At 72.6% G+C, this 11,171-nt stretch carries 10 protein-coding genes and 1 pseudogene; 8 read left to right on the forward strand and 3 right to left on the reverse strand.

Features of this window, described 5'->3' with window-relative positions; translation table 11 throughout:
• Nucleotides 1-23 precede the first annotated feature (23 nt).
• The 6 genes from CITRIK5_RS00520 (at nt 24) to CITRIK5_RS00545 (ending at nt 6,723) form a co-directional block, all read left to right on the forward strand.
• Nucleotides 24-1,364: a cytosine permease gene (locus tag CITRIK5_RS00520; RefSeq protein WP_129867224.1), complete on the forward strand. Its 1,341-nt coding sequence runs from the start codon at nt 24-26 to the stop codon at nt 1,362-1,364.
• A complete protein-coding gene (locus CITRIK5_RS00525; protein ID WP_255476792.1) occupies nt 1,354-2,070 on the forward strand; it encodes a cyclase family protein in 717 nt (238 codons plus the stop codon). The genes CITRIK5_RS00520 and CITRIK5_RS00525 overlap by 11 nt, the downstream gene beginning before the upstream one ends.
• On the forward strand, nt 2,067-2,636 hold the full coding sequence (locus CITRIK5_RS00530; protein WP_041103047.1) for an XRE family transcriptional regulator: 570 nt from the start codon (nt 2,067-2,069) through the stop codon (nt 2,634-2,636). The genes CITRIK5_RS00525 and CITRIK5_RS00530 overlap by 4 nt, the downstream gene beginning before the upstream one ends.
• 74 nt (nt 2,637-2,710) lie before the next feature.
• On the forward strand, nt 2,711-3,727 hold the full coding sequence (speB, locus tag CITRIK5_RS00535) for an agmatinase (RefSeq protein ID WP_129867225.1): 1,017 nt from the start codon (nt 2,711-2,713) through the stop codon (nt 3,725-3,727).
• The gene (locus tag CITRIK5_RS00540; protein ID WP_101967283.1) at nt 3,724-5,439 is read left to right on the forward strand and encodes a thiamine pyrophosphate-binding protein; all 1,716 of its coding nucleotides are present in this window, start codon (nt 3,724-3,726) and stop codon (nt 5,437-5,439) included. Before speB ends, CITRIK5_RS00540 begins: the two co-directional genes overlap by 4 nt.
• A 258-nt stretch (nt 5,440-5,697) precedes the next feature.
• Nucleotides 5,698-6,723 (forward strand): 3,4-dioxygenase subunit beta, encoded by a 1,026-nt coding sequence (locus tag CITRIK5_RS00545; RefSeq protein WP_159832859.1) that lies wholly within the window; start codon nt 5,698-5,700, stop codon nt 6,721-6,723.
• Between the two features lie 23 nt (nt 6,724-6,746).
• On the opposite strand, the gene CITRIK5_RS00550 is transcribed toward CITRIK5_RS00545, so the two are convergent.
• The 3 genes and pseudogenes from CITRIK5_RS00550 to CITRIK5_RS00560 form a co-directional block, all read right to left on the reverse strand.
• The gene (locus CITRIK5_RS00550) at nt 6,747-7,271 is read right to left on the reverse strand and encodes a pyridoxamine 5'-phosphate oxidase family protein (RefSeq protein WP_122053937.1); all 525 of its coding nucleotides are present in this window, start codon (nt 7,269-7,271) and stop codon (nt 6,747-6,749) included.
• A 67-nt stretch (nt 7,272-7,338) separates the two neighbouring features.
• Entirely contained in the window at nt 7,339-8,244 is a 906-nt protein-coding gene (locus CITRIK5_RS00555; RefSeq protein WP_036317028.1) for an inositol monophosphatase, read from the reverse strand.
• A gap of 9 nt (nt 8,245-8,253) precedes the next feature.
• Nucleotides 8,254-8,505 (reverse strand): annotated as a pseudogene (locus tag CITRIK5_RS00560) (integrase core domain-containing protein); the annotation flags it as partial.
• 233 nt (nt 8,506-8,738) lie between these two features.
• On the opposite strand from CITRIK5_RS00560, the gene CITRIK5_RS00565 reads away from it, so the two are divergent.
• Entirely contained in the window at nt 8,739-10,262 is a 1,524-nt protein-coding gene (locus CITRIK5_RS00565) for an IS21-like element ISMlu14 family transposase (RefSeq protein WP_031943827.1), read from the forward strand.
• Nucleotides 10,259-11,044: an IS21-like element helper ATPase IstB gene (gene istB / locus CITRIK5_RS00570; RefSeq protein ID WP_010078636.1), complete on the forward strand. Its 786-nt coding sequence runs from the start codon at nt 10,259-10,261 to the stop codon at nt 11,042-11,044. Before CITRIK5_RS00565 ends, istB begins: the two co-directional genes overlap by 4 nt.
• The last annotated feature ends 127 nt before the right edge of the window (nt 11,045-11,171 follow it).

The raw sequence follows: 11,171 nt of genomic DNA on the forward strand, positions 1-11,171 counted from the left end.
CGGGCCGAGAGAGAGGAGCGCGTGTGTCCGAGCATGTCGTCCAGACGCCGCCCCGCGGCACCGTGAGCACGCTCCGCATGCTCCTGATCTGGCTGGCCGCCAACCTCGTGGTCACCACGCTCCTGACGGGGACCCTCTTCCAGCCCGGGGTCTCCTATGCCACCGCCTTGACCAGCATCGTGCTGGGCACCGTCCTCGGCGCCCTCGTCTTGGTGGGGGTCGGGGTCATCGGTGCCCGCACCGGTCTGCCCACCATGGCGCTGACCCGTGCGGCCTTCGGCCACCGCGGATCCCTGTTGCCGGTGACGTTCAACGTGGTGGTCCTGATGGGGTGGTCCTGGGTGCAGGCCATGCTGGCCGGCCTCGCGGTGGACGCCCTGGTGTCCGCGGCCACCGGATTCTCCTCACCGATGCTCTTCGCGGTCCTGTGCCAGCTCGTCGTCGTGGCCCTGGCGATCCTCGGGCACGAGGGCATCGCGCGGATCGAACCCTGGCTCGCCCTCGTGATGCTCGCCGTGATGGGCGGGATCTTCGTCACCGCCTTCCGTGCCCACGGCCCGGCCGAGCTGGCGTCGATCCCGGTGGACCCCACCGTCGGGCTGACTCCCGCCCTCGCCTTCGATCTCGTCTTCGCCACGGCCATCTCCTGGACCGTCCTCTCCGCCGACATCACCCGGAACGCGAGCACCCCGCGCGCGGCCGCGCTGGGCTCCGGCATCGGCTATACCCTGTCCACCGTCATCGCGATGAGCCTGGGCCTCACGGCCTTCGCCCATGTGCTCCTGGGCGACGCCGCGGCCACCCCCTTCGATCCGGCGACCCTCGTCACAGCCTTCGGGTGGCCGCTGGCCGTGGTGATGTTCCTCTCGGTCATGGCCACGAACACGATGGTGGTCTACGGGATGGCGACGTCGGTCACCCACGCCTCGCTGAGCCGGCCCCTTCCGTTCGTTCCCGTCGCCCTGGTGCTCGGCGCGGTGAGCGTCATCGGTGCGATGTGGTTCGACCTGCTCACCCGCTTCACCGACTTCCTTGCGCTGATCGGTGCCTTCTTCGTGCCGGTGTTCGCCGTGATCCTCGTGGACTACGTGCTTCAGGGCCGCCGCATCACCCTGGACGTGCTCGTGGCCCGTGGCCCGCGCGCCTGGTTCCGCGTGGGTGTCCACTGGCGAGCAGTCGCCGTGTGGGCCGTCGGCGCCGCGACGTCGTGGCTGCTCACAGACGTGTGGCCCAGTCCCGTCGGCGCCACCGTGCCGGTGTTCCTCCTGAGCGCCCTGCTCTACGCCCTGCTCGCCTGGCCGCGTCACCGGCCGGAGGCCCGCCCCGAGGCCGGCGCGTCGATCGAGGGACGCCGTGGCGCCTGACACCGTTGCCCCCCTGCTCCTCTCGCGCCCCCTGGAGGACCGCATGCCCGTGTACCCGGGCGATCCGGGTGTGCGTATCCGCCCCGCCCTCACCGTCGCCCAGGACGGGGTCGCGGTCATGGCCCTCGAGATCGGATCGCATGCCGGCACCCACGTGGACGCCCCGTGCCACACCGTGCCGGGCGGCCGCACCGTCGAGGGGCTGAACTGGGACGAGCTGTGCGGGGAAGCCCTCGTCCTCGGTCTGGCCGGGCTCGGCCCCGGGGAGTCGATCTCCGCCGCGCGCCTGGCCCCCCTCCTGCCCGGCACAGATGCGTGGACGCCCGCCCGACTCCTGCTGGCCACGGGCTGGGATCGACACTGGCGCGACGACCTCCTCCGCGCACGTCATCCCTTCCTCACAGGAGAGGCCGCGGCCATGCTGTGGGATCGTGGCATCCGTCTGTTAGGGGTGGACATGCTCAGTCCTGATCCCACCGGGCTCGCCGGTGAGCCAGACTTTCCGACCCACGCGGTCTTCCTCGGCGGCGACGGGATCATCGTCGAGAACCTCGTGGGGCTGGACGCGCTCCGCCCCGCAGGAACGGCGCCGCGCGTTGACTGGTCCGCCCGCTCCCGGCTCGAGGTGCATCCGCTGCCCCTGGCCGGCGGCGACGGCGCCCCGGCCCGCGTCCTCGCCTGGCCGACGTCGGGAGGAGCGCGATGAAGGCCCTCCCGCTCGAGACCGCGCCGGGCCAGGCGCTGATCGGCCGTCGGCTGCGTGCGCTGCGCGAGGCGCGGCGGCTCACCGTGGCCCAGCTGGCCGAGGCGGCCGGCGTCAGCAAGGGCTTCCTCTCCCGCCTCGAGCGGGACCTGACGAGCCCGTCCGTGAGCACGCTCGTGACCCTGTGCCAGGTGCTCGGCGCGAGCCCGGGCGACGTCCTGGACGCGCCCGAGGTGACGGTCGTGCGCCTCGCCGACGCCCCCGCGGTCAACCTCGGCGGCGAGGGCATCCGCGAGCGTCTGATCACCCCGCGCGGCAGTCGTGACCTGCAGATCCTGCGCGCTGACATCGCGCCGCGCGGCCGCGGGGAGGCGGAGCTGTACACCGTGGACTGCCGCGTGGAGGCGGTGCACGTGGTCACCGGCCGCCTCGAGCTGCGGACCACCGAGGCCGTGCACCTGTTGGAGGAGGGGGACACCGTCACCTTCCCCGGCCGCGAGCCCCACTCGTGGGCCAATCCGGACGACCGCCCCGCCGTCGTGCTGTGGACCCTCGTGGGCCACGCGTGACCCCGTCCGGCGCGCCCACACCGGACAGACCAGACCGACCAGACCGAACCGAACCGCCCAGAGAGGACATCCAGATGCTCGAGATCCCCCGCGTCGAGGACAACGGCCGCCTCGGCCCCGTGAACTCCGCCCTCGTGCCCCGCTACGGCGGCACCCCCACCTACGCGCTGCTGCCGCGCCTGGACGAGGCGGCCGCGGCCGGCGTCGCCCCGGAGATCAAGGTGGTCGGCGTGCCGTTCGACGCCGGCGTCTCCTACCGCCCCGGTGCACGCTTCGGGTCCGGCCACGTGCGGCAGTCCTCGCGGCTGCTGCGCCCGTACAACCCCGCCACGGACACCTCGCCCTTCGCGCAGGCCCAGGTGGTGGACGCCGGGGACATGGCGGTGAACCCGTTCGACATCGGCGAGGCCATCGAGGCGATCCAGCAGGACGCGATGGACCTCACCGAGGACGGCTCCTCGCTCATGACCATCGGCGGCGACCACACCATCGCGCTGCCGCTGCTGCGCGCCGCCTCCGCCCGGGCGGGCGAGCCCGTTGCCCTGCTGCACTTCGACGCCCACCTGGACACGTGGGACACCTACTTCGGGGCCGAGTACACCCACGGCACGCCGTTCCGCCGCGCCGTGGAGGAGGGGATCCTGGACACCGAGGCCATCTCGCATGTGGGCACGCGCGGTCCGCTCTACGGCAAGAAGGACCTCGACGACGACCACCGCATGGGCTTCGGCATCGTCACCTCCTCGGACGTGTTCCGTCAGGGCGTGGACGAGATCGTGGACCAGCTGCGCCAGCGCATCGGGGGTCGGCCGCTCTACATCTCGGTGGACATCGACGTCCTCGACCCCGCGCACGCGCCGGGCACCGGCACCCCCGAGGCCGGCGGCATCACGAGCCGCGAGCTGCTCGAGATCCTGCGTGGGCTGCGCGGGCTCGACATCGTGGGCGCAGACCTGGTGGAGGTGGCCCCGGCCTACGACCAGGCCGAGCTGACCGGCGTCGCCGCCTCCCATGTGGCCTACGACCTCATCTCCCTGATGGCCGACCGCCGCGCCACCCGCGCGGCCGCCGGTGAGGAGCCGGGCCGATGACCGACGAGCAGACGACGACGGCGGCCCCGCGGCGCAACGGCGGCGACCTGGCCGTGGAGACGCTCCACGCCCTGGGCGCGCGGACGGTCTTCGGCATCCCGGGCCAGCACGCCCTGGGCCTCTTCGACGCCCTGTCCCGCTCCCCGCTGGAGTTCGTCTCGAACCGCGTGGAGAACAACGCCGCCTTTGCCGCCGACGGGTACGCCCGGGCCACCGGCGAGGTCGGGGTGCTGTTCCTCTCCACCGGCCCCGGCGCGCTCACCGCGCTGGCCGGCCTGCAGGAGGCCTACGCCACGGGCGTGCCGATGCTGGTGATCGCCTCGCAGATCCCGTTGTCCGGGCTCGGCGCCCGGCGCAAGGGCATGCTGCACCAGCTGGACGACCAGAAGGCCTCGGCCCGCAACGTCACCAAGGCCCAGTTCACGGTGCACCACGCCTCGGGCATCCCGTCCGCGATCCAGGACGCGTGGGCCGAGGCCGTCACCGTGCCGCAGGGGCCGGTGTGGGTCGAGATCCCGCAGGACGTGCTGCTCGGCGAGGTGATGGTGCCCCCGGTCGAGGACGCCCTGGCCGTGCCCTACGACCATCCGCCGCGCGCCGAGCTCGTGGCCGAGTCCGTGCGCTGGCTGCGCGGGGCCGGGCGGGTGGCGATCGTGGCCGGCGGCGGTGTGCGCCGCTCCGGCCGGGCCGCGATGGAGAGCCTGCGGGAGGTCGCGGAGCTGCTCCAGGCGCCCGTGGTCTGCTCGCCGGGCGGCAACACCGCCTTCCCGTGGGGGCACCCGCTCAGCCTCGGCGGCTGGGTGGAGGACCGCCTCGTCACGGACCTGCTCGAGGACGCGGAGGTGCTGCTCGTGGTGGGCTCCTCGCTCGGCGAGGTCACCTCCAACTACTTCACGCTCGAGCCGCGCGGCCGCCTCATCCAGGTGGACGCGGAGCCGCGTGTGCTGGAGACCAACCACCCCACGCTGGGTGTGCGCGCCGACGCCGGCCAGGCGCTCGAGGCCCTCGCCGCGGCGCTGCGCGAGTCGGGCTCGGTGGCGCAGGACGCCGCCGTCTGGCACGGCCGCACCCCGGCCGAGGTGGTCGCCGACGTCAACGCGCGCATCACCGCCCGCCTCGACGCCCAGGACCTCGGCGTGGAGCGCCGGCTCCTGGCGGACATCCGGGCCGCCGTCCCGTCGACCATGCAGACGTACTGGGACATGACCATCGCCGCATACTGGGCGTGGAACTGCTGGGACGCGCAGGACGGCGAGTTCCACTCGGCGCAGGGCGCCGGGGGGCTCGGCTACGGGTTCCCGGCCGCGTTCGGCGGCGCGGTGGGCCTGGCCCACCAGGGTCGCACGGGGATCGAGGGGCGCGTGCTCGCCGTCGCCGGCGACGGCTCGGCGATGTACTCCCTCGCCGAGCTCGCGGCCGCCCGGCAGCACGGTGCGGCGGTGACGTGGCTGATCATCGACGACGGCGGGTACGGCATCCTGCGCGAGTACATGGAGGGCGCGTTCGGCAAGGCCACGGCCACCGAGCTCGACCGGCCGGACTTCCAGGCCCTCGCCGCCTCCTTCGGCGTGCCCGCCGAGACGGTGGGAGTGGAGGACGTGCGCGGCGCGCTCGAGCGCGCGTTCCAGGCGGACGGGCCGAACGTCGTCGTGGTGCAGACCCGCCTGGCGATGTGGGCGCCGAGCCACCTGGGGGAGGCTCCGGAGGTCTGACGCGGCCCGGCGCCGGAATCGCTGACTCGACCCTGAGAGTGTGCGCCACCTTTCCAGGTGCATGTTTCAGCAACGGAGCTGGACCGGCAGGTAGTTGAGACGTCGACCGAGGCGCCGGCGGTCCCGCCCGTGTCAGAAACCGCCCAGGAGATGTCCTGGAACCATCCCGCCGATCTCACGAAAACGTCCGGCATCCGTTGCCATGCTGGCCTCTCGACGCGGCCCGCCACCCGGCGGGCGCCCCACGAGAGGAACTCCATGGCCCCCGGGCTCCCGACCCGCTCCCGCCGTCCCTTCCCCCAGGTCACCGAGGGAGACGAGGCCCCCGCCGTCACGCCCACCTTCGAGGGCCGGGCCTTCCATCGCCCCGCCGAGGACGTCGAGGACCAGGGCGCCGCCTTCGACGTCGGCACGCTCGTCTCCCGCCGCAACGCGCTGGGCATCTTCGGCGCGGGGGCGGGAGCCCTCGTCCTCGCCGCGTGCGGTGTCCAGGAGGGCGCCTCGTCCTCCTCCGGCTCGACGTCGGCGAGCGCCGGCTCCTCGTCACCCGCGGCCTCCTCCTCGTCGGCGGCGAGCGCCTCGCCGTCCGCCACCCTGACCGAGATGGTCACCGAGACCGCAGGCCCGTACCCGGGCGACGGCTCCAACGGCCCGGACGTGCTCGACGCGTCCGGCATCGAACGTTCCGACCTGACCACGAGCATCGACACGGGCACCGCCGCCGAGGGCGTCCCGCTGACGGTGACGATGAACGTGATCGACATGGCCAACGGCGACGCCGCGATGACCGGCGCCGCCGTGTACCTCTGGCACGCCGACGCGCAGGGCCGCTACTCGATGTACTCGGACGGCATCACGGAGGAGACCTACCTGCGCGGCGTCCAGGTGGTGGGCGACGACGGCACGGTCACCTTCACCACGGTGTGGCCCGGCTGCTACGACGGCCGGTGGCCCCACCTGCACTTCGAGGTGTTCCCGGACAAGGCGTCCATCACGGACGCGACGAACAACGTCCTCACCTCCCAGATCGCCATGCCCGAGGAGCAGTCCGCGCAGGTCTACGCCACCTCGGCCTACGACGGGTCGGCGGCGAACTTCGCCAGGGTCAGCCTCGAGACGGACAACGTCTTCTCGGACGGCTACGAGACGCAGCTGCCGCAGATCACGGGCTCCGTGGAGAAGGGCTTCGCCATCACCATCGACGTCCCGATCGACACCACCACCGAGCAGGAGCAGGGCGGGATGGGCGGGCCCGGCGGCGGGCAGCCCCCGGCGCGTCCCTGAGCCTTCCCGGCCCGGTCACCGGCTCAGTCGGTCTGGGACTCGTTGCGCTCGGGGTGCGGGCCGAACACGAAGTGGCGGCCGGACACGCGCTGGACGTCCACGCGGACGTAGAAGTCCTTCAGCGTCGGCACCCACGGCTCGATGCCGAGGGACTCGGCCTCCGCGATCTCCGCCTCCGTGTCCAGGCGTCGCGCGGTGCCGTGCACGAGCACGGACCAGGCCTGGTCGGCCAGGATCCCGTCGGCCTGCACCACGACGCGCGGGTTCACCGTGAGCTCGGCGAGCTTCGAGCCGGGCGCGGTGCGGAAGTAGATGGCGCCGTCGTGGGCCCGCACGTTCACCGGCACGATGTCCGGCCGCCCGTCCACGGCCAGCCCGAGGCGCGCGTGGCGCACACGGCGCAGCAGTCGCCAGACCTGGTCCTCGTCCAGCACCAGGACGGCCTCACCGTCCGGGTGCTCGAACATCAGGTGGTCCCCGGGCTCCGCGACCGGATCGGGGCGCTGCATCGACGGGGCGTCGTCGGTGTCATGGTGCTGCTGGGTCATCGGGGCCTCCTGGCATGCCGGGACGGGCGCCGTCGGGCGCGGCGCTGAGATCGGGCTCACATCCACTCTATACATGGTCGGTCGCCCGCGAGGCGACGATGTCACCCAGCACCGCCGCCGTCGTCGGCGCCTCGCGGCCCGGGGCGACGGCGAGCGCGAACGGGCACGTGTGGGCGCGCGGGCCGTCGTCGACGAGCCGGCCCGACGACGGCGCGGCCGGGTCCGGCGTGAGCCACCTGCCCCCGGCGCGGCGCAGGATCAGCTGCCCTGCCGCGACGTCCCAGGGCTTGGTGTCCACGTACAGCGCGGCGTCGGCCCAGCCCGCCGCCGTGTGGGCGAGCTCGAGGGCGCCGGAGACGGTGCGGCGCACGGTCGCGTGGGCGGTCACGAGCCGCCCGAAGCGGCGCAGCGCGTCCTCGCCCTCGCGCGCGATCGCTTCGCCCGCCGGGTAGGAGGTCACGAGGTTCTGGGCGCGCTCGCCGCCGGCCGGCGCCGGCCGGGCGACCTCGGCCAGCGGGCGCTCCGGCCCGTCGCCGCGGGTGAGGTAGGCGCCGTCCTCGTCGGCGGAGAACGCCAGCCGGCCCACGGGGTCCAGCACGACGCCGGCCACCACCTCGCCGTCGACCTCGGCGGCCAGGGACACCGAGAACATCGCGAAGCCGTGTGTGAAGTTGGAGGTGCCGTCGATGGGGTCGACGATCCAGGTCAGCCGGGCGGCCTCACCGGTGCCGGCCTGCGCCCCGAGCTCCTCGCCGAGCACGCCGGAGCCGGGGACCGCCGTCGTGAGCGCGGCGACGAGCCGGGCCTCGGTGTGTCGGTCGTGCACGGTGACGAGGTCGTGGTGCGTGGTCTTGGCCTCGGGCCCGATGGCGGTGGGGGAGCGGAAGGCGGCGGCGAGGTCGCCGACGACCGCGCGGGCGGCGTCGAGGGCGATCGCGCGGAGCTCGGCGGGGCGGGGCAGGGCTGGGCTCATGCCCCGAGCCTAGGTGTAAGAGGTCATGACGTTGTTGACTCGGGCCGGGGCCAACGAGGCCGGAGGGGCGTCCCCGCAGGAGGTATGAGGCCGATGGTAGTTGTAGTGGTTCACCCACACCGCCAGGGCCTCACGCCGAGCTGTCTCTGAGGTATACGGGCGGGCGTAGAGGACCTCATCGACCATCAGCCGGTTGTACCGCTCGACCTTCCCGTTATGGCGCGGGGTGTAGGGGCGGATCCGGTGATGCCGGCCCCCGAGCGAGACCACCTTCGCGGTGATGTAAGCGGCCATGAAAAGCTGCCCATAGGTGGCCAGGGAATGACCCGCTGACGGCCATGAGGACTGCCCAGTGATGGCCACGGGAACTGCCCGGTGCTGGCCATCTGGTTTGCCCGCGTTGCTCGTTGCCCGCCGCGTCGTGAGCCGGCGGGGGCCTCCTCCCCGGGTTGGATATCGGTGTCGAATCGAATCCAGCGAGGAAGAGGCCCTGAATGAAGGATGCCGCAGAAACCATGAAAATACTCAGTGCCTATGACCTGACCAAGTCATTGCGGGGCGCCGCCGAGCTGGCCGGTTGCTCCCATCACACCGTGGCCCGGCTGGTGCGGGCCCGCGACGCCGGCCAGACCCCTGGATCCGGAGCCAGCCGCCCGAAGGTCACCGATGTCTGGCTGCCCAAGATCGAGGAATGGGTCGAGGCCTCCACGGGCAGGATCCGCGCCGATGTCGTGCACGCCAAGCTCACCGCAATGGGCTACACCGGCTCTGAGCGCTCCACCCGGCGGGCGGTGGCCGAGGTGAAGGCCGCCTGGCGGGCCGGGAAGCGCCGGGTGCACCGGCCCTGGATCACCGAGCCGGGCGCATGGCTGCAGTACGACTTCGGCGATGGGCCGGCGATCGACGGGGCCAAGACGGTGCTGTTCGTGGCCTGGCTGGCCTGGTCCCGCTACCGGATCGTCATCGCCCTGCGTGATAGGACGGCTCCGAGTGTGTTCGCCGCCCTGGACCGGTGCTTCCGGCTGATCGGGGGCGCGCCGACCTATGTGCTGACGGATAACGAGAAGACAGTGACGGTCTCTCATGTGGCCGGGGTGCCGGTGCGTAACCAGGCCACCGTGGCGTTCGCTCGGCATTACGGCGTGGAGGTGCTGACCTGCCAGCCAGCGGATCCGGCCGCCAAGGGCGGGGTGGAGAACGCGGTGAAGCTGGCCAAGGCCGACCTGGTCCCGAAGGACACCAACCTGCGGGACCAGTACGCCTCGTTCGCTGAGCTCGAGGCCGCCTGCGCGGGGTTCATGGCCATGGTGAACTCCCGGGAGCACCGGGTGACCCGGCGCCGCCCGGACCACATGCTCGCCGAGGAGACCAGCGCGTTGCATCGGATCCCCGCCACGGCGCACACCGTGGCCTACGGGGTGGGACGGAAGGTGCCGGAGAACACGCCGATGGTCTCCTTCGAAAACGCCCAGTACTCGGTGCCCGCGCACCTGCTCGGGGCCGAGGTGTTCGTGCGCCATCACGGCACCGGACCGGACTCGATGGTGGTGATCATGCACGCCGGTGCGCAGGGGCCGGTGGAGGTCGCCCGGCACCGGGTGGCCCGGCCCGGGTCCCCGGCCATCGACGACGCGCACTTCCCCGGCCACGAGACGGACAAGGTGCCCGGGGACTACACCCCGGTGCCCCGTTCGGCGGCGGAGGCCGAGTTCCTGGCCATCGGGGCCGGAGCGAGGACCTGGCTGGTGGAGGCCGCCGCGGCCGGCACCAGCCGGATCGGTCAGAAGATGGCCGAGGCCGTCACCCTGGCCAAGCTCGCCGGCACCGACCAGGTCGACCGCGCCCTCGGGGTGGCCGCGGTGCACCAGCGCTTCGCCCACGGCGACCTGGCCTCCCTGCTCACCGCCGCCGGCCACCGCACCGGGATGCACACCGCCACCGAGGAACGGTCCCTGACCCAGGGCACCGCCGGCTGGGCCGGCCTCGGTACCTCCAACACCGAGGGGGCAGCCCGGTGAGCATCCACACCCCGAACACCGCCGCACCGGCGCTGCCGGCCGATTTGGAGGCGCTGTTGCGGCAGCTGAAGATGCCCCACGCCCGCGGTATCGCCGCCGAGGTACTGGCCACCGCCCGGGCCCAACGCTGGGAGCCGGCCGAGGTCCTCAAGGCCCTGCTGGTCGAGGAGACCACCGGTCGGGCCCGATCCATGCTCGCCGCCCGGCGCAAGGCCGCCGGGTTCCCCACCGGCAAGACCTTCACGACCTGGGATCCGGGCGCCTCCTCGATCCCGGCCCCGACCCAGCAGTCCCTGCGCACCCTGGAATGGCTCTCGCGCAGAGAGAACCTCGTGGTCTGCGGGCCCTCCGGCACCGGCAAGACCTTCTTCCTCGAGGCCCTGGGCCAGCAGGCCGTGGAGGAGGGCAAGCGGGTGGCCTGGTTCACCCTGGAGGACCTCGGGGCGATGATCCGGGCCCACCGGCCCGATGACACCATCACCAAAGCCGTCGCCCGAATCCTGCGCGCCGACCTGATCGTCATCGACGACATCGGCCTGCTGCCGGTCGCCGACGATGCCGCCGAGGGCCTCTACCGCATCGTGGACGCCGCCTACGAGAAACGCTCCGTAGCGATCAGCTCGAACCTGCACCCGGCCGGCTTCGACGAGCTGATGCCCAAGACCCTGGCCACCGCCACCGTGGACCGGCTCCTGCACCACGCCCACGTGTGCCAGACCACCGGAGACTCCGTACGGATGACCCAGGCAATGGCCGGGAAGGGAGTCATGCCACTGAACTGATCCCATCACGGTGGCCAGCACCACCACCCAAACGGGCAAACCAGCTGGCCACCAGTGGGCAGTTCTGATGGCCACCAGCGGGAAGAAACACTGGCCGCCTATGGGCAGAACTCAATGGCCCTTGACA

This window comes from Micrococcus sp. 116, from assembly GCF_902506395.1.
In the GTDB taxonomy this organism is placed as follows: Bacteria; Actinomycetota; Actinomycetes; order Actinomycetales; family Micrococcaceae; genus Micrococcus; species Micrococcus luteus.

What these genes read in the sequence shown, in the direction of transcription:
- CITRIK5_RS00530 (WP_041103047.1), top strand. Translation starts at nt 2,067, where the DNA reads ATGAAGGCCCTCCCGCTCGAGACCGCGCCGGGCCAGGCGCTGATCGGC.
- speB (WP_129867225.1), top strand. Translation starts at nt 2,711, where the DNA reads ATGCTCGAGATCCCCCGCGTCGAGGACAACGGCCGCCTCGGCCCCGTG.
- CITRIK5_RS00540 (WP_101967283.1), top strand. Translation starts at nt 3,724, where the DNA reads ATGACCGACGAGCAGACGACGACGGCGGCCCCGCGGCGCAACGGCGGC.
- CITRIK5_RS00545 (WP_159832859.1), top strand. Translation starts at nt 5,698, where the DNA reads ATGGCCCCCGGGCTCCCGACCCGCTCCCGCCGTCCCTTCCCCCAGGTC.
- CITRIK5_RS00550 (WP_122053937.1), bottom strand. Translation starts at nt 7,271, where the DNA reads ATGACCCAGCAGCACCATGACACCGACGACGCCCCGTCGATGCAGCGC.
- CITRIK5_RS00555 (WP_036317028.1), bottom strand. Translation starts at nt 8,244, where the DNA reads ATGAGCCCAGCCCTGCCCCGCCCCGCCGAGCTCCGCGCGATCGCCCTC.
- CITRIK5_RS00565 (WP_031943827.1), top strand. Translation starts at nt 8,739, where the DNA reads ATGAAGGATGCCGCAGAAACCATGAAAATACTCAGTGCCTATGACCTG.